Consider the following 16,307-nt stretch of genomic DNA (forward strand, 5'->3'; position numbering starts at 1 on the left):
GCGGGGGGGGCCTGCTTGTCGGGCCGGGTGGCTTTGTGGCCCACCTGCTCCCCGGCTTTTTGGCGGGCCCGGTGGGCGCCCTGGCGACCGGGGGGCGCGGGGCCCGGCCGGCGCGCGGCGCCGGTGATGAAGGCGACCTTGCCCTTCAGGGGTCCTTGCGACGAGCGGGTCATCAGGGCCGCAACTGTCCTTTGGCCGGGTCGCCGGCCAGGACCGGCTGGAGCATCTTGATGTCGGGGGCGCCGTCCAGGTGCTCGCCGGCCGCGGTGAACATCTTGGTGACGGCCGGCGCGGTGCTGTGCGCCTTGAGCGCCTCGGCGTCGGCCCACTGCTCGACGAAGACGAAGGTCTCGCCCGACTCGTGCACGGCATACAGCTGGCAGCCCGGCTCCTCGTGCACCTCCACGGCCGCGGTTTTGAGGATCTCGCGAACGGTGTCGACCGACTCGGGTTTGACGGTCAGGGTGGCGACGACGACAACGGGCATTGATGGCCTCCTGGGGCGCGGTGAGGGTGGGTGACGAGCACGACTTCTCGCAACCGAATGTCACCCTACTCACGCGATTTGGCGGCCCAGTGGCCCCATGCCCGACAAGCCGAATCGTTACCAGTGTGGCGGGTGGTGTAGATGATGTCATTGCGACTACCCTTGCCGTCATGCCCAGTAAGACCGCCGCCCGCTCCGGAAGCCGAACGAGCAGGTCAAAGGCCTCTTCGCGCGCCAGCGGATCCCGGGGTGCGCGCCCGGCGGCGCCCCGCAAGAAGGTCAGCAAGTCCGCCAGGCGGCCTAAGCACGCGCCGCTGGTGGGCGCCGGGCTGACCTGCGGCCGCGCCGCGCGCGCCATCTGGCTGATGGCCGCCCGGGGAACCGGCGGCGCGGCCCGGTCGATCGGGCGGGCCCACGACATCGACCCCGGGCATCGCCGCGACGGCATCGCGCTGCTGTTGCTGGGCTTTTCCGTGGTGGTCGCCGCGAGCTCGTGGTTCCACGCCGCCGGGCCGGTCGGCACGTGGGTCGACACCCTGCTGCGGACCTTCATCGGCGCGGGTGTGCTGGCGTTGCCGGCCGCCACCGCCGCGGTGGCGGTGACCCTGATGCGCACCGAGCCCAACCCGGATGTGCGCCCCCGGCTGATCCTGGGCGCCAGCCTGATCACGCTGTCGGTGCTCGGGCTGCGTCACCTGTGGTCCGGTTCGCCGGGAGACCCCGAAGCGCGCCGCCGCGCGGCCGGTTTCATCGGCTTCGCCATCGGCGGGCCGCTCTCGGACGGGCTCACACCCTGGATCGCGGCGCCGCTGCTGTTCATCGGCTTCATGTTCGGCCTGTTGCTGCTGACCGGCACCACCATCCGCGAGGTGCCCGTGGTGATGCGCAACCTGTTCCACACCCGGTTCGTCGACGAGGATTACGAGGACGAGCCCTACGACTACGCCGATGAGTTCGACGACGACGCCGAGGCCGAGCCCGCCAGCTACCACGAGGACGCGTCCTCCGTCCCGGACGAGTCGCCGCCGGCGTGGTCGCCCGACGACGACGCCCAGGCCGCGCTGCAGGACGACATTCCCACCGTGCCCGAACCCGCCGTCCAGCCCGCCGCGCAGGGCTCGCGGGGCCGCAAGCGCGGGCGGTCGGCGGACCGGCACGACACCGTCGAGCTGGACCGGGTCGTCGAGGGGCCCTACACCCTGCCCTCGCTGAGCCTGCTGGTGGCGGGGGATCCGCCCAAGAAGCGCAGCGCCGCGAACAACGTCATGGCCGACGCCATCACCGAGGTGCTGACCCAGTTCAAGGTCGACGCCGCCGTGACCGGCTGCACCCGGGGGCCGACCGTCACCCGCTACGAGGTCGAGCTGGGGCCGGGCGTGAAGGTCGAGAAGATCACCGCGCTGCAGAAGAACATCGCCTACGCCGTGGCGACAGAAAGCGTGCGGATGCTGGCGCCCATTCCCGGCAAGTCGGCCGTGGGCATCGAGGTGCCCAACACCGACCGGGAGATGGTGCGGCTGGCCGACGTGCTCACCGCCCCCTCGACCCGGCGCGACCACCACCCGCTGGTGATCGGGCTCGGCAAGGACATCGAGGGCGACTTCATCTCGGCCAACCTGGCCAAGATGCCGCACCTGCTGGTGGCCGGCTCGACCGGCTCCGGTAAGTCCAGCTTCGTCAACTCGATGCTGGTGTCGCTGCTGGCGCGCGCCACCCCGGAGGAGGTCAGGATGATCCTGATCGACCCGAAGATGGTGGAACTCACGCCGTATGAAGGCATTCCGCATTTGATCACCCCGATCATCACCCAGCCCAAAAAGGCGGCGGCCGCGCTGGCGTGGCTGGTGGAGGAGATGGAGCAGCGCTACCAGGACATGCAGGCGTCCCGGGTGCGGCACATCGACGACTTCAACGAGAAGGTCCGCTCGGGTGCCATCACCGCGCCGCTGGGCAGCCAGCGCGAGTACCGGCCCTACCCGTACGTGGTGGCGATCGTCGACGAGCTGGCCGACCTGATGATGACGGCGCCGCGCGACGTCGAGGATGCCATCGTGCGGATCACCCAAAAGGCCCGCGCCGCAGGCATTCACCTGGTGCTGGCCACCCAGCGCCCGTCGGTGGACGTGGTCACCGGCCTGATCAAGACCAACGTGCCGTCCCGGCTGGCATTCGCCACGTCGTCGCTGACCGACAGCCGCGTCATCCTGGACCAGGCCGGCGCCGAGAAGCTGATCGGCATGGGCGACGGCCTGTTCCTGCCGATGGGCGCCAACAAGCCGATCCGGCTGCAGGGCGCCTTCATCACCGACGAGGAGATCCACGCCGTCGTCACCGCCTGCAAGGACCAGGCCGAACCCGAATACACCGAGGGCGTCACCACCGCCAAGCCCACCGGCGAGCGCACCGACGTCGACCCGGACATCGGCGACGACATGGACGTGTTCCTGCAGGCCGTGGAGCTGGTGGTGTCCAGCCAGTTCGGCTCCACGTCGATGCTGCAGCGCAAGCTGCGCGTCGGCTTCGCCAAGGCCGGCCGGCTGATGGATCTGATGGAGACCCGCGGCATCGTCGGGCCGTCGGAGGGCTCCAAGGCGCGCGAGGTGCTGATCAAGCCCGACGAACTGGCCGGAACGCTGGCGCTGATCCGCGGTGGCAGCGACGCCGGCGGGGGAGACCCCGAGGACTAGCGCCGGGCGCGGACCACTGGGGTAGTCCCCCGGGGGTCGGACCCGACGACTGGACTGTGACGCCTGGCGCACTCAGGAGACACCATTCTCGCTGAATAGCGTTGTAGTACGGTCGACCTGTAGCCGAGTCACTTTTCGACTTATCCGAATTCGTGACCGGTCATTCTCCGGATCGATGGGGAAGTCATACAGCGCGTCCGCGACAAGCCGCCTGACCTGGGCAGACCAATGAGCAAGCCGGGCGGGGCCGCTGCATAGGCGAATGCCTTGACCGCACCAACGACAGACGCATATCCGCCGGCATCGAGCCGAGAGCGGGCTCTGGAAAACCACAACGAGCGTTTATGAAATCCGAGCAGACGTACGGAGGCGATGACGATGGCCGACCGGCCCGACGTCACCGGCCTACCCGGCAGCGAGCACGGGCTCTGCTAGTGGCCGCAGACGATTCGGAAGACCGCGAACAGTGGTCGGAGCACCGCGATGAGGCGCTGACCGCGCCGAGTCGGCTTTCTCGTATCGCCACATTGCGCAAGGGGACCGATCAGGCTGACGGCGCGGGTACGGGCAACGCGGAGGCAGGGAAGCAACTGACCGGCTCCGTGATCATCGTTGCTCTCGTCGCGGCGATCTCGGGGATGCTCTACGGCTACGACACCGGTGTCGTCTCCTGGGCGCTATTGCAGCTCGCTCAGGACTTCAACCTCACCGCGGGCTGGCAGCAGGTGATCGCCGCCAGCATCCTGCTCGGCGCCGTTGCCGGGGCGTTGACGTGCAGCTGGCTGTCCGATCGGTGCGGCCGGCGCGGCACGCTGGTGATGCTGGCGGTGGTCTTCATCGTCGGCGCGTTGTGGTGCGCCGACGCGCCCGATGCCATCCTGCTGTCGCTGGGACGGCTGGTCCTGGGCTTCGCGGTCGGCGGGGCGACGCAGACGGCACCGATGTACGTCGCCGAGCTCTCGCCACCGGCCTACCGGGGACGGTTGGTGTTGTGCTTCCAAATTGCCATCGGGGTGGGCATCCTCATCGCCAGCCTCGTCGGGCTCTCCGACTCGATTTCCTGGCGGGGGCCGATCGGACTCGCCTGCGTACCCGCGGCGATCATGCTTTGGCTGTTGCTGCGCCTGCCGGAAAGCCCGCGCTGGCTGGTCAAGCAAGATGATCGAGACGCCGCGCAAGCCGTATTGGAGCGTGTCCGGCCCGAGGGCTACAACGTGGCCGACGAGCTGGCCGAAGCGACCGAACTCGCGCGCGTCGAACGCACGGCCAGCACCCGCGGGTGGCGTGGGCTGCGCGACGCCTGGGTGAGGCCGGCCCTGGTCCTGGGTTGCGGCATCGCGGTGTTCACCCAGCTCAGCGGCATCGAGATGATCATCTACTATTCGCCGACGATATTGACCAACGACGGCGTGTACAGGTCCGTGGCGCTGCAGATCTCGGTGGGCCTGGGCGCGGCGTACCTGATCGCCCAATTGGTCGGGTTGATCATTATCGACCGGGTCGGCAGGCGCCGGCTCACCCTCATCATGGTGCCGGGCGCGGCGCTGAGCCTGTTCGTGCTGGGCCTGCTTTTCGTCAGCAACGACAGCGGTCGCGATGCGATTCCGTGCATCATGACCTGCCTGATCGCCTTCATGCTGTTCAATGGCGGCGGCTTGCAGCTGATGGGCTGGCTGACCGGCTCGGAGACCTATCCGCTGGCGGTGCGGCCGGCGGCCACCGCCGTCCAGTCGGCGACGCTGTGGGGCACCAACCTGCTCATCACGCTGACGATGCTGTCACTCATCAATGCGATCGGGGTCGGGCCCTCGATGTGGCTCTACGCGTTGTTCAACGTGGCAGCCTGGATATTCGTATTCTTCCGCATGCCCGACCTCACCGGTAAGAGCCTGGAGGAGATCGAGAACAAGCTGCTCCAGGGGAAATTCCGACCGTCGGACTTCTCGCACTGACGAATACGGTTGTGCGGCAAATCGTTTGGGTGGCGGTCCCGGCAGCGACGCCGGCGCGGACGGCCCTCGAGTATCGCCGAACGTGCACCCGCTGCGAAAGCCAGGGCCCGAATCCCGCCGTTCGGTTCACGCCCGCCGCTACAACCTCAGCAGCATCCGCGAGTTGCCGAGGATGTTGGGCTTGACGTAGCTCAGGTCCAGGAATTCGGCGACACCGATGTCGTAGGAGCGGCACATCTCCTCGAACACCTCGGCGGTCACCGGCGTCCCCTCGATCTCGGTGAATCCATGCCGGGCGAAGAAGTCGGTCTCGAACGTCAGCACGAACAGCCGCTTCAGCTGCAGCTCGCGGGCGACCTCCAGCAGCCGGTCGACGATCGCGTGGCCGATGCCGTGCCCGGTCAGCGCCGGGTTGACCGCGACGGTGCGAACCTCGCCGAGGTCGGACCACATCACGTGCAGCGCGCCGCAACCGACCACCTGGCCCTCGTGCTCGGCCACCCAAAACTCCTGGACAGCCTCGTAGAGCGTGACGAGGTTCTTCTCCAACAGGATCTTTCCGGCGTAGGTGTCGACCAGGTGCTTGATGGCCGGCACGTCGGACGTTCGCGCGCGCCGAACCAGCGGCCGAGGGCGCTGCGGACTTTGGGTCACGGCTAACAGTATCGACATCGCGGACGGCTGCGCTGGTCAACCGTTATTCTGTTGCCGTGTCGGGGCAGCCGCAGACGGGTCCGATGGTAGGCCGCGCGAACATCGCCAACCTCGCCAATACGCTGACCCTGTTGCGGCTCGTGCTGGTGCCCGTCTTCCTGCTCGCCCTCTTCGCCGGAGACGGTCACCAAAACGGCTTCCGCGTGGTGGCTTTCGTCATCTTCGCGGCCGCCTGCATCACGGATCGGCTCGACGGCCTGCTGGCCCGCAACTACGGCATGGCGACCGAATTCGGCGCGTTCGTCGACCCGATCGCGGACAAGACGCTGGTCGGGTCGGCGCTGATCGGGCTCTCGATGCTCGGTGAACTGCCGTGGTGGGTCACGGTGCTGATCCTGGCGCGCGAATTCGGGGTCACCGTGCTGCGGCTGGCCGTGATCCGCCGCGGGGTCATTCCGGCCAGCTGGGGCGGCAAGGTCAAGACCGTGGTGCAGGTGCTGGCCATCGGATTGTTCGTGCTGCCCTGGGCGGGAACACCGGGGCCGTTCCGGGCGATCGCGGCGGTGGTGATGGGCGCGGCGGTGGTGCTGACGGTGATCACCGGGATCGACTACGTCGTGTCGACCATCCGGGAAGTGCGCCGCACGCCCGTCTGATTTCGGCGCCACCCGACGGGAACCAGACCACCGCTGCCGGCGTTCACCTAGTGAGCACCTGCCGGAGGCTAGCTGAGTACGTGCCGCGCAGGGCCGACTGGACGAAGGAGGGCGGGATGCCGCCATTGGTGCGAGAGGTCATCGGCGACGTGCTGCGCGAGGCCCGCACGACACAAGGCCGGACGCTGCGCGAGGTGTCCGATTCGGCGCGGGTGAGCCTCGGTTACCTGTCCGAGGTGGAGCGCGGCCGCAAGGAGCCGTCCAGCGAGCTGCTGAACGCGATCTGCGACGCGCTGGACGTCCCGTTATCGTCGGTTCTCACCCACGCCGGCGAGCGGATGGCCAGCGAGGAGCGGGCGGCCGTCGGCGCGGCCGCGGAGGGCGCGAGCGGCACCAGCATCAAGGTCGTCATCCCGCCGGTAGCGTCATTGGCGCTGGCCTGACCGCCGGGGCCGATCCCGCGAAGGTAAGTGGGTGGCGATCGGCGCCGAGCCACACGTAAGGGGTGGGGCGATCGGCGCCGACCCACTAAATTGAGCGGCAGGCGCAGAGCCCCTCAGGCCCATCCGGGGACCATCCGGATCCTCAAGAAGCGAAGGTGGAGCTAACTCATGGCCAATCCGTTCGTCAAGGCGTGGAAGTACCTCACGGCGCTGTTCAACGCCAAGATCGACGAGCACGCAGACCCCAAGGTGCAGATCCAGCAGGCCATCGAGGAAGCGCAACGGACGCACCAGGCGCTGACCCAGCAGGCCGCGCAGGTGATCGGCAACCAGCGGCAACTCGAGATGCGGCTCAACCGTCAGCTGGCCGACGTGGAGAAGCTGCAGGTCAACGTGCGTCAGGCGTTGACGCTGGCCGACCAGGCCACCGCGGCCGGTGACGCCGCGAAGGCCACCGAGTACAACAACGCCGCCGAGGCGTTCGCCGCGCAGCTGGTGACCGCCGAGCAGAGCGTCGAAGACCTCAAGACGCTGCACGACCAGGCGCTGGGCGCGGCCGCCCAGGCCAAGAAGGCCGTCGAGCAGAACGCCATGGTGCTGCAGCAGAAGATCGCCGAGCGCACCAAGCTACTCAGCCAGCTCGAGCAGGCCAAGATGCAGGAGCAGGTGAGCGCCTCGCTGCAGTCGATGAGCGATCTGGCCGCTCCCGGCAACGTCCCCAGCCTCGACGAGGTGCGCGACAAGATCGAGCGCCGGTATGCGAACGCGATCGGGGCCGCCGAGCTCGCCCAGGGCTCGGTGCAGGGCCGGATGCTCGAGGTCGAGCAGGCCGGGGTGCAGATGGCCGGTCACTCCCGCCTGGAGCAGATCCGCGCCTCGATGCGGGGTGAGGCCCTGCCGACGGGCGGGACACCGGCCGCCGGGACGACGCCCGCCACTCCCGCGCCGGCGGAGAGCGCCGGCGGCTCGGTTCCCGAGAAGCCACTTGGCCAGTAGCCGAAGTGCCATGGCGGTGAAGGCGACGCAACCCGGTCCGTGGCGCGCGCTGCTGCACCGCGGCCTGGCCACCGCCGCCGACCTGTCCGATCTGGTGGCCCGAAGGATCAGCGCGGCCGCGGATCCGCGCGCCCGGCTGCTGCGGCGGCGTCGCCGTGCGCTGCGGTGGGGCCTGATCTTCAGCGCCGGGTGCGTGTTCTGGGCCGCGGTGACGATGCTGCTCGCCGCCTGGGGCTGGTTCGCCTTGCTGCTCGAAATCACCGGCGGCGTCGCGGTTTTCATGGCCGTTCCGGCGACGCTGTTGCTGCTGCGCTATCGCTGGCTCAAGGCCGAGCCGTTGCCGACGCCGCGGACGACGAACGTGCGCCGGCTGCCGCCGCCGGGTTCGGCGGCGCGCCCCGCGATGTACGCGCTGGGCGCCTCCGAGCGCGGGTTTTCGTCGCTGGTGGCCGTGATCGAGCGGGGCGCGATGTTGCCGCCCGCCGAGATCCGCGACCTGACCGCGGCCGCCACCCGGACCTCGGCGGCCATGGCGTCCACCGCCGCACAGGTGGTGTCGATGGAACGGGCGGCGCAGGCTAGCGAGGACTCGCGGTCGTATCTGGTGCCCACCATCAACGCGTTCACCGCGCAGCTGGGTGCCGGCGTCCGCCAATACAACGAAATGGTTACCGCGGCAGCGCAATTGGTGTCGTCGGCGAACGGCGACGGATCGGCCGCATCGCAGCACTACCGCGCCGAGCTGGCCGGGGCGACCGATCGCCTGGTCGGTTGGGCCCAGGCGTTCGACGAACTCGGCGGATTACGCGGGACCGGCTAGGCGCCGGGTCAGAACGTCGCTTTGAGCGACGGCAGCACCAGCGCCGCCAGGCCGCGCGCGGTGGCCTTGAGCATGTCGAAGAAGTCGAAGTAGTCCCGCCACAACGTGATTCGGCCGTTCTGCACCTCGAACACGCCGCACACCCAGAACTGCAGCCGCAGCGGGCCGAAGATCAGCGCGTCGGTGCGTTCGGTGAGCACCGCGCCCCCGTCCGCCGCGATGCGGTGGATCTTCACCTCGAAGGCCGCGCGGCCCTCCATCTGGCGAAACAGCTTGATGGCCCGGGCCCGGCCATGGATGGTGGGCAGGCCGACGTTTTCGTAGACGAGATCGTCGGCCAGCGCGGCGTCGGCGGCGTCGTAATCCGCGTCCTGCAAGGCGTTCAGGAATCCTTCGACCGTGCGGGTGTTCGCAACGGTTGTCCCAGTCAGCTCGGTCATCTTGCCAGCGTAGGCGCGTGGCAACCGGGCGCTGTGGCAGGGTAAGCACGATGCGCGTCGCCGTGGTCGCCGGGCCGGATCCCGGGCACTCGTTCCCGGCGATCGCGTTGTGCCGGCGCTTCGCCGAGGCCGGCGACGAGCCCACCCTGTTCACCGGCGCCGAATGGCTGGACACCGCCCGCGGGGCCGGCATCGCCGCGGCCCCGCTCGACGGGCTGGCGGCCATCGACGACGACGTCGACGCCGGGGCCAGGATCCACCGGCGCGCCGCGCGGATGGCGGTGCTCAACGTGCCCGCGCTGCGCGAGTTGGCGCCCGACCTGGTGGTCTCCGACGTCATCACCGCCGGCGGCGGGATGGCCGCCGAGCTGCTGGGCATCCCGTGGATTGAACTCAACCCGCACCCGCTGTACCTGCCGTCAAAAGGGCTGCCGCCGATCGGCAGCGGGCTGGCGCCGGGCGCCGGCATCCGGGGCCGGCTGCGCGATGCCGCGATGCGCGCGCTGACGGCGCGGTCGGTGCGCACCGGCCTGCAGCAGCGCGCCGATTCGCGCGTCGAGATCGGCCTGCCGGCGCGCGATCCCGGTCCGTTGCGCCGGCTGATCGCGACGCTGCCCGCGCTGGAGGTTCCCCGCCCGGACTGGCCCGCCGAGGCCGTCGTCGTCGGGCCGTTGCACTTCGAACCGACCGACCGGATCCTCGAGGTCCCGGACGGCTCCGGGCCGGTGGTGGTCGTCGCGCCGTCGACCGCGTTGATCGGCACCGAGGGCCTCGCCGAGGTCGCGCTGGGGTGCCTGGCGCCGGGGCAGACGCTGCCGGCGGGGTCGCGCCTGCTGGTGTCGCGGTTGGACGGACCGGAACTGACGGTGCCGCCGTGGGCGACGGTCGGGCTGGGACGCCAGGACGAGTTGTTGGCGCATGCCGACCTGGTGATCTGCGGTGGTGGCCACGGCATGGTGGCCAAGGCGCTGCTGGCCGGCGTGCCGCTGGTGGTGGTGCCCGGCGGAGGCGACCAGTGGGAGATCGCCAACCGGGTGCAGCGCCAGGGCAGCGCGCGGCTGATCCGGCCGCTGACGGCCGACGCGCTGGTGGCGGCGGTCAACGAGGTGCTGTCGTCGCCGGGCTACCGCGCGGCGGCGCGGGCGGCGGCCGCGGACATCGCCGACGTCGCCGATCCGGTCCGGGTGTGCCGCGACGCGGTGGCGGTGGCCGGATGATCCGCTGTGCGCTGCCCGGGTCCCCTTATGCTTCGGCGGGAGGGACCCGATGAAAATCATCACGACAATCGCCGCCGGCGCCCTGCTGGCGGGCGCGCTGGCCGGCGCGGCGGTCGCGCATGCCGACAGCCCCGAGGAACAGCAGGCCTGCCAGCTGATGGACGATCCGGCCGCGGCCCAGCAGGGGCTCGCGCCGGCCGAATACGCCTTCATGCAATTGCGCGCGACCATGTCGGCCCAACGCGCGCGCGATGTGATGTCCATTGCGGCCCAGGAGGACTGCCCCAACCACATCATCGACCTACCGGCCAGCTGGAGGTAGCGCGCTGCGCGCGCAGGTGTCCGATGCCTGCGGGCTGGGTATGTTGACTGGCGTGCGGCTAACGGAGTTTCACGAGCGGGTAGTCCTGCGCTTTGGCACCACCTACGGGTCCTCGGTCCTGGTGGATCACGTGCTGACCGGCTTCGACGGACGCACGGCCGCCCAAGCCATCGAGGCCGGGATCGAGCCCCGTGACGTCTGGCGGGCGTTGTGCGTGGACTTCGACGTGCCGCGGGAACAGTGGTGAGGTGACACGTCAGTCGTATGCCGGGTACCCGTTCTGCCGCAACACCGTGGCGAGGTGCACGGCGTTGCGGGCCGCATTGCCGGTGGCGGACGCGACGGCTTCCGGCACGTCGTCGAGATCGGTGTAGTCGGTGCCCTGCATGGCTTCGCCGTTCCAATAGGTGCAGCCCTGCGCGGCGATGGAGAACCCGATGTCGTTGAGCGCCTGGAACAGGTCGGCCACGATCTTGTGCGCCCCGTCCTCGTTGCCCACCACCGCCGCCAGGGCCACCTTGCCCACCATCCGCGGCCTTCCCGCGTCGTCCGTGTCGGACAGCTCCGCATCGAGGCGCTCCAGGACGCGCTGCGCCACGCTGGACATGTGACCGACCCAGGTGGGTGTCGACACGATGACGATCTCCGCCGACTTGATCTTGTCCAGCAGCGCCGGCCACTCATCGCCGGGTCCCATGTCGGCCTCGACACCGGGCAGCAGCGCCAGGTCCACGCACCGCACCTTCTCGCCCTCCACGCCCGCACCGCGCAGCTGATCGAGGACCTGATCGGCGAGCAGCTCGCTGCTCGACGGAGCCGGGCTCTTCTTCAACGAGCAGACCAACGCGATGGCGCGCAGGGATTGCGGTGTGGCTGAGGACATGCTGGCCTGATACCCCGGCGCGACGGCGCCAAACGGCGCCAAACCGTGCCCGCGCCTACCGCGGCGTCCGCTGCAGCACGCAGTCGCCGCACAGCGAGCCACCCGGCAGTCGATAGAACAGGCAGCAGCTGCGGCGCCTGAAGTCCAGACCGGTGATGACGCCGGACCCGGCCAGCACGCCGGTGTCCAACAGCGACCGGGTCGTCTCGACGATCGCGGGGCGCAGGCCGGGGCGCGCCGCCACGAGTGCCCGTGCGGCTCCCACCAGCGCGGAGGCGATGTTGCCCGCGAGCAGGGCGGGCGCCAGGTTGACCCGCAGTCCGGCGGCAAGCGGCCGCATGTGCTCGCTCACCACGATGCGATACAGCATGTCCGGTGCGGGGGAGGTGACGGGTTTCCCGGCGGGCCCGGGCAGCCGTAGTTGTGCACCGTCGTCGGCGCGTTGCAGGTCTTCGAGGTCGGGGACGACGCCGTGGCCGATCGCGCAGGCCAGCACCGGTGACCACAGCCGGGTGGCGTGAGCGAGGTGGACCAGTGACGCGCCGATCCGCGGATCGGTCGTGTCGTAGCGCCGCATGGTGGCGTCGATCAGGTCGGCGCAGCCGTCGGCGTAGGACTGTGCGACCGGATGCCATCCCGCGGCGTCTCCACCCACGGTCAGAACGAAAAATCCTCCGTAACAAGCTATTTCAGCCAGCTGAGCGGAGATGTCCAAAGCGTTGCGACCGCCTCTCGGGGAAATCCGCCCCGGGAAGCCCGTCGACGCCTTTCGGTAGCCGATGTTGCCACACGCGCGGGGGAGAACGGCGTGTCGAACTTGAATCGAACACCTGTTCGGCTACTGTAGGGAACGTTCGGCCAGTCAACTTGTCGGTGGCCTTCTCTAGTGTCACCGCCAACCGACCGATACCGGTCAGACGAACACCGACTATAGGAGAGACACCATGGCGCAAGCCCCCGACCGCGAGAAGGCTCTCGAGCTGGCGATGGCCCAGATCGAAAAGAGCTACGGCAAAGGCTCGGTGATGCGTCTCGGCGACGAGACGCGTCAGCCGATTTCGATCATCCCGACGGGATCCATCGCACTGGACGTGGCCTTAGGCATCGGCGGGCTGCCCCGCGGCCGGGTCGTGGAGATCTACGGCCCGGAATCCTCGGGTAAGACCACCGTCGCCCTGCACGCGGTGGCCAACGCCCAGGCCGCCGGCGGCGTCGCCGCCTTCATCGACGCCGAGCACGCCCTGGACCCGGAGTACGCCAAGAAGCTCGGCGTGGACACCGATTCCCTGCTGGTCAGCCAGCCCGACACGGGGGAGCAGGCCCTCGAGATCGCCGACATGCTGATCCGTTCCGGCGCCCTGGACATCCTGGTCATCGACTCGGTGGCCGCGCTGGTGCCGCGCGCCGAGCTCGAAGGCGAGATGGGCGACAGCCACGTCGGGCTGCAGGCCCGGCTGATGAGCCAGGCGCTGCGGAAAATGACTGGTGCGCTGAACAATTCGGGCACCACCGCGATCTTCATCAACCAGCTGCGCGAGAAGATCGGGGTGATGTTCGGCAGCCCCGAAACCACCACGGGTGGAAAGGCGTTGAAGTTCTACGCGTCGGTGCGCATGGATGTGCGCCGGATCGAGACGCTCAAGGACGGCACCAACGCCGTCGGCAACCGCACCCGGGTCAAGATCGTCAAGAACAAGGTGGCGCCGCCCTTCAAGCAGGCCGAGTTCGACATCCTCTACGGCCAGGGGGTCAGCCGGGAAGGCTCGCTGATCGATATGGGGGTGGAGCAGGGCTTCATCCGCAAGTCCGGCTCCTGGTTCACCTATGAGGGCGAGCAGCTCGGCCAGGGCAAGGAGAACGCCCGCACCTTCCTGAAGGAAAACGACGAAATCGCCAACGAGATCGAGAAGAAGATCAAGGAAAAGCTCGGCATTGGCGCGGTCGTGACCGATGACGACGTCCTGCCCGCCCCCGTCGACTTCTGAGCCCTCCCGCGAGGAGCAGGCGCGGGCGCTGTGCCTGCGCCTGCTCACCGCGAGAGCGCGCACCCGGGCCGAGCTGCGCGGCCAGCTGACCAAACGCGGCTACCCCGACGACGTCAGTGAACGGGTGCTCGACCGGTTGTCTTCCGTCGGCTTGATCGACGACGCCGACTTCGCCCAGCAGTGGGTGCGGTCCCGCCGGGCCCACGCCGGGAAAAGCAAGCGCGCCTTGGCCGCCGAGCTGCACACCAAGGGCGTCGACAACGACGTGATCACCGCGGCGCTGGCCGGGATCGACGCTGGCGCCGAGCGGGACCGGGCCGAACAGCTGGTCCGGTCCAAGCTGCGCCGCGAGACGCTCAATGACGACGACGCGCGGGTGACCCGCAGGCTGGTGGGGATGCTGGCGCGGCGGGGTTACAGCCAGAACATGGCGTGCGAGGTCGTGTTCGCCGAGTTGGCCGCCGAGCGGGAGCGCCGCCGGGTCTAGGCCGGTGACGTGCGGTTTCTCGCGCGCCGACCGGTCGCCGTACCATGGCCCCGTGACTTCGATGGTGCGACAGACCGTGGCGGCGGACGCCGCACCGGCGCGCACCTATCAGGTCCGCACCTACGGCTGCCAGATGAACGTCCACGACTCGGAGCGGTTGGCGGGTCTGCTGGAAGCGGCCGGCTACCGGCGTGCGGCTGAGGGCGCCGACGCCGACGTGGTGGTGTTCAACACCTGCGCGGTGCGCGAGAACGCCGACAACAAGCTGTATGGCAACCTCAGCCACCTCGCGCCGCGCAAGCGCAACGACCCCGAGATGCAGATCGCCGTCGGCGGCTGCCTGGCCCAGAAGGACCGGGACGCGTTGCTGCACAAGGCGCCCTGGGTCGACGTCATCTTCGGCACCCACAACATCGGGTCGCTGCCCACGCTGCTGGAGCGCGCGCGGCACAACAAGGTCGCCCAGGTGGAAATCGCCGAGGCGCTACAGGAGTTCCCGTCGTCGCTGCCCAGCGCACGCGAATCCGCTTATGCGGCTTGGGTTTCCATCTCCGTCGGATGCAACAACAGCTGCACGTTCTGCATCGTCCCGTCGCTGCGCGGCAAGGAGGTCGACCGCAGCCCCGACGACATCCTGGCCGAGGTCGCCTCGCTGGTCGACGACGGCGTGCTCGAGGTCACCCTGCTCGGCCAGAACGTCAACGCCTACGGGGTGTCCTTCGCCGACCCCGCCCTGCCCCGCGACCGCGGCGCCTTCGCCCGCCTGCTGCGGGCCTGCGGCGACATCGACGGTCTGGAGCGGGTGCGGTTCACCTCGCCGCATCCGGCCGAATTCACCGACGACGTCATCGAGGCCATGGCCCAGACACCGAACGTGTGCCCCGCCCTGCACATGCCGCTGCAATCCGGGTCCGACCGGGTGCTGCGCGCGATGCGACGGTCCTACCGCGCCGAGCGCTACCTCGGGATCATCGACCGCGTCCGGGCCGCCATGCCGCACGCCGCCATCACCACCGACCTGATTGTCGGATTCCCCGGTGAGACCGAAGAGGACTTCGCCGCGACGCTGGACGTGGTGCGCCAGGCCCGGTTCTCGGCCGCGTTCACCTTCCAGTACTCCAAGCGGCCCGGCACCCCGGCCGCCGACCTCGACGGGCAGATCCCGAAAGCCGTTGTGCAGGAACGCTATGACCGGCTGATCGAGCTGCAGGAGGCGATCTCCCTGGACGGCAACCGGTCCCTGATCGGACAGACCGTCGAATTGCTGGTCGCCACCGGCGAAGGCCGCAAGGACAGCCGCACCGCCCGCATGACCGGGCGGGCCCGCGACGGCCGGCTGGTGCATTTCGCCGTCGGCACGCCCGGGGACGTCAGGCCCGGCGACATCGTCACCACGGTGATCACCGAGGCTGCACCCCACCACCTCATCGCCGACGCGGGCGTCGTCACGCATCGCCGCACCCGGGCGGGCGACGCGCAGGCCGCCGGGCAGCGCCCGCGCGGCATCGGCCTTGGCATGCCCGCCGTCGGGCCGCCCGCCGGCCCGGCCGAACCCCTTGGATGTGCGCTGTGAAAAAAGAGATCAACAACGACGACGTACAACTCGGCGCCCTGCGGACCGAGATCGAGGCCGCCGAACGTCGGGTGGCCCGCGGAATCGACCCCGGCCCGCGGGCCTTCTTCGTGTCGATCCTGGTGTTCGTGCTGCTGGCGTCGTTCGTCCTGCCGCACACCGGCGACGTGCGCGGCTGGGACGTGCTGTTCGGTAGCCACCACGCCGGTGCGGCCGCCGTCGCCCTGCCGTCGCGCGTGTTCGCCTGGCTGACGCTGGTGTTCGGCGTGGGCTTCTCGATGCTGGCGCTGGTGACGCGGCGCTGGGCGCTGGCCTGGGTTGCGTTGGCGGGCACCGCGATTGCGGGCGCCGCGGGCATGCTGGCGATCTGGTCGCGTCAGACCGTTTCCGCGGGGCACCCGGGGCCGGGTTGGGGCCTGATCGTCGCCTGGCTCACCGTGCTCGTGCTCATCTACCACTGGGCCCGGGTGGTCTGGTCGCGAACCATCGTGCAGCTCGCCGCCGAGGAGCAGCGGCGCCGCCTCGCGGCGGCGCAGCAGTCGCTCACCCTGCTGGACGGCCTGGACGATCCGGCCGCGCCCGCCACGGAGACCCGCGACGACCCCGGCGCGACGGGGCCTGACGGCCGCTAGGTGTACTCGGCAGACACGTTGGTGACGGTTGTTGATTGTGGGGAGGACCTCCGGGCTTAGTGGAGATATCTGA

Annotated in this window: 18 protein-coding genes; 13 read left to right on the forward strand and 5 right to left on the reverse strand. The window is 69.6% G+C overall.

Going from position 1 to position 16,307, the window contains the following annotated elements:
• Positions 1-172: 172 nt before the first annotated feature.
• The gene (locus ACYQ8K_RS22110; protein WP_459972395.1) at positions 173-487 is read right to left on the reverse strand and encodes a putative quinol monooxygenase; all 315 of its coding nucleotides are present in this window, start codon (positions 485-487) and stop codon (positions 173-175) included.
• A 2-nt stretch (positions 488-489) separates the two neighbouring features.
• Between ACYQ8K_RS22110 and ACYQ8K_RS22115 the strand changes: the two genes are divergently transcribed.
• A complete protein-coding gene (locus ACYQ8K_RS22115) occupies positions 490-3,174 on the forward strand; it encodes a DNA translocase FtsK (protein WP_459972397.1) in 2,685 nt (894 codons plus the stop codon).
• Positions 3,175-3,776: 602 nt separating this feature from the next.
• Positions 3,777-5,126, forward strand: a complete 1,350-nt coding sequence (locus tag ACYQ8K_RS22120) for a sugar porter family MFS transporter (protein WP_459972423.1) — start codon at positions 3,777-3,779, stop codon at positions 5,124-5,126.
• Between the two features lie 138 nt (positions 5,127-5,264).
• Here ACYQ8K_RS22120 and ACYQ8K_RS22125 read toward each other — a convergent pair whose 3' ends face one another.
• The gene (locus tag ACYQ8K_RS22125) at positions 5,265-5,798 is read right to left on the reverse strand and encodes an amino-acid N-acetyltransferase (protein WP_459972399.1); all 534 of its coding nucleotides are present in this window, start codon (positions 5,796-5,798) and stop codon (positions 5,265-5,267) included.
• 65 nt (positions 5,799-5,863) lie between these two features.
• Between ACYQ8K_RS22125 and pgsA the strand changes: the two genes are divergently transcribed.
• The 4 genes from pgsA (at position 5,864) to pspM (ending at position 8,695) form a co-directional block, all read left to right on the forward strand.
• Entirely contained in the window at positions 5,864-6,436 is a 573-nt protein-coding gene (gene pgsA / locus ACYQ8K_RS22130) for a CDP-diacylglycerol--glycerol-3-phosphate 3-phosphatidyltransferase (protein WP_459972401.1), read from the forward strand.
• 116 nt (positions 6,437-6,552) lie between these two features.
• The gene (gene clgR, locus ACYQ8K_RS22135) at positions 6,553-6,879 is read left to right on the forward strand and encodes a transcriptional regulator ClgR (protein WP_459972403.1); all 327 of its coding nucleotides are present in this window, start codon (positions 6,553-6,555) and stop codon (positions 6,877-6,879) included.
• Between the two features lie 168 nt (positions 6,880-7,047).
• Positions 7,048-7,875 carry a phage shock protein PspA gene (pspA, locus tag ACYQ8K_RS22140; RefSeq protein WP_007774976.1) on the forward strand — a complete coding sequence of 276 codons (828 nt, stop codon included), beginning with the start codon at positions 7,048-7,050 and terminating at the stop codon, positions 7,873-7,875.
• 10 nt (positions 7,876-7,885) lie between these two features.
• Complete coding sequence (gene pspM, locus ACYQ8K_RS22145; RefSeq protein WP_459972405.1) at positions 7,886-8,695, forward strand: phage shock envelope stress response protein PspM; 810 nt, start codon at positions 7,886-7,888, stop codon at positions 8,693-8,695.
• Positions 8,696-8,703: 8 nt separating this feature from the next.
• Here pspM and ACYQ8K_RS22150 read toward each other — a convergent pair whose 3' ends face one another.
• Complete coding sequence (locus ACYQ8K_RS22150) at positions 8,704-9,135, reverse strand: limonene-1,2-epoxide hydrolase family protein (protein ID WP_044485002.1); 432 nt, start codon at positions 9,133-9,135, stop codon at positions 8,704-8,706.
• Between the two features lie 50 nt (positions 9,136-9,185).
• Here ACYQ8K_RS22150 and ACYQ8K_RS22155 point away from each other — a divergent pair, with 50 nt between their 5' ends.
• Genes ACYQ8K_RS22155 through ACYQ8K_RS22165 form a run of 3 tightly spaced genes read left to right on the forward strand, consistent with a single transcriptional unit; the run spans position 9,186 to position 10,921 of the window.
• The gene (locus ACYQ8K_RS22155) at positions 9,186-10,352 is read left to right on the forward strand and encodes a glycosyltransferase (RefSeq protein ID WP_459972408.1); all 1,167 of its coding nucleotides are present in this window, start codon (positions 9,186-9,188) and stop codon (positions 10,350-10,352) included.
• Between the two features lie 49 nt (positions 10,353-10,401).
• Positions 10,402-10,674 (forward strand): hypothetical protein, encoded by a 273-nt coding sequence (locus tag ACYQ8K_RS22160; protein ID WP_459972409.1) that lies wholly within the window; start codon positions 10,402-10,404, stop codon positions 10,672-10,674.
• 52 nt (positions 10,675-10,726) lie between these two features.
• On the forward strand, positions 10,727-10,921 hold the full coding sequence (locus ACYQ8K_RS22165) for a DUF3046 domain-containing protein (protein WP_411431584.1): 195 nt from the start codon (positions 10,727-10,729) through the stop codon (positions 10,919-10,921).
• A gap of 9 nt (positions 10,922-10,930) precedes the next feature.
• Here the strand turns inward: ACYQ8K_RS22165 and ACYQ8K_RS22170 are convergent, their stop codons facing one another.
• Complete coding sequence (locus tag ACYQ8K_RS22170; protein ID WP_459972411.1) at positions 10,931-11,557, reverse strand: flavodoxin family protein; 627 nt, start codon at positions 11,555-11,557, stop codon at positions 10,931-10,933.
• 55 nt (positions 11,558-11,612) lie between these two features.
• Positions 11,613-12,272, reverse strand: coding sequence for a (2Fe-2S)-binding protein (locus ACYQ8K_RS22175; RefSeq protein ID WP_459972413.1), 660 nt, complete (start codon positions 12,270-12,272; stop codon positions 11,613-11,615).
• Between the two features lie 229 nt (positions 12,273-12,501).
• Here ACYQ8K_RS22175 and recA point away from each other — a divergent pair, with 229 nt between their 5' ends.
• The 4 genes from recA to ACYQ8K_RS22195 all read left to right on the forward strand — a co-directional run bounded on the left by recA (position 12,502) and on the right by ACYQ8K_RS22195 (position 16,234).
• The gene (gene recA, locus ACYQ8K_RS22180) at positions 12,502-13,542 is read left to right on the forward strand and encodes a recombinase RecA (protein WP_459972415.1); all 1,041 of its coding nucleotides are present in this window, start codon (positions 12,502-12,504) and stop codon (positions 13,540-13,542) included.
• Positions 13,508-14,029 carry a recombination regulator RecX gene (gene recX, locus ACYQ8K_RS22185; RefSeq protein WP_459972417.1) on the forward strand — a complete coding sequence of 174 codons (522 nt, stop codon included), beginning with the start codon at positions 13,508-13,510 and terminating at the stop codon, positions 14,027-14,029. The genes recA and recX overlap by 35 nt, the downstream gene beginning before the upstream one ends.
• A gap of 61 nt (positions 14,030-14,090) precedes the next feature.
• Positions 14,091-15,602 carry a tRNA (N6-isopentenyl adenosine(37)-C2)-methylthiotransferase MiaB gene (miaB, locus tag ACYQ8K_RS22190; RefSeq protein WP_459972425.1) on the forward strand — a complete coding sequence of 504 codons (1,512 nt, stop codon included), beginning with the start codon at positions 14,091-14,093 and terminating at the stop codon, positions 15,600-15,602.
• Positions 15,590-16,234: an Rv2732c family membrane protein gene (locus ACYQ8K_RS22195; protein ID WP_459972419.1), complete on the forward strand. Its 645-nt coding sequence runs from the start codon at positions 15,590-15,592 to the stop codon at positions 16,232-16,234. Before miaB ends, ACYQ8K_RS22195 begins: the two co-directional genes overlap by 13 nt.
• Positions 16,235-16,307: the final 73 nt, after the last annotated feature.

The sequence above is a fragment of the Mycobacterium sp. MUNTM1 genome, from assembly GCF_054660795.1.

Coding starts and splice junctions, on each gene's coding strand:
- ACYQ8K_RS22195 (WP_459972419.1), top strand. CDS start 15,590: ATGTGCGCTGTGAAAAAAGAGATCAACAACGACGACGTACAACTCGGC.
- ACYQ8K_RS22170 (WP_459972411.1), bottom strand. CDS start 11,557: ATGTCCTCAGCCACACCGCAATCCCTGCGCGCCATCGCGTTGGTCTGC.
- ACYQ8K_RS22110 (WP_459972395.1), bottom strand. CDS start 487: ATGCCCGTTGTCGTCGTCGCCACCCTGACCGTCAAACCCGAGTCGGTC.
- ACYQ8K_RS22125 (WP_459972399.1), bottom strand. CDS start 5,798: ATGTCGATACTGTTAGCCGTGACCCAAAGTCCGCAGCGCCCTCGGCCG.
- pgsA (WP_459972401.1), top strand. CDS start 5,864: ATGGTAGGCCGCGCGAACATCGCCAACCTCGCCAATACGCTGACCCTG.
- miaB (WP_459972425.1), top strand. CDS start 14,091: ATGGTGCGACAGACCGTGGCGGCGGACGCCGCACCGGCGCGCACCTAT.
- clgR (WP_459972403.1), top strand. CDS start 6,553: ATGCCGCCATTGGTGCGAGAGGTCATCGGCGACGTGCTGCGCGAGGCC.
- recX (WP_459972417.1), top strand. CDS start 13,508: ATGACGACGTCCTGCCCGCCCCCGTCGACTTCTGAGCCCTCCCGCGAG.
- ACYQ8K_RS22160 (WP_459972409.1), top strand. CDS start 10,402: ATGAAAATCATCACGACAATCGCCGCCGGCGCCCTGCTGGCGGGCGCG.
- ACYQ8K_RS22155 (WP_459972408.1), top strand. CDS start 9,186: ATGCGCGTCGCCGTGGTCGCCGGGCCGGATCCCGGGCACTCGTTCCCG.
- recA (WP_459972415.1), top strand. CDS start 12,502: ATGGCGCAAGCCCCCGACCGCGAGAAGGCTCTCGAGCTGGCGATGGCC.
- ACYQ8K_RS22150 (WP_044485002.1), bottom strand. CDS start 9,135: ATGACCGAGCTGACTGGGACAACCGTTGCGAACACCCGCACGGTCGAA.
- ACYQ8K_RS22115 (WP_459972397.1), top strand. CDS start 490: ATGGCCTCCTGGGGCGCGGTGAGGGTGGGTGACGAGCACGACTTCTCG.
- pspA (WP_007774976.1), top strand. CDS start 7,048: ATGGCCAATCCGTTCGTCAAGGCGTGGAAGTACCTCACGGCGCTGTTC.
- pspM (WP_459972405.1), top strand. CDS start 7,886: ATGGCGGTGAAGGCGACGCAACCCGGTCCGTGGCGCGCGCTGCTGCAC.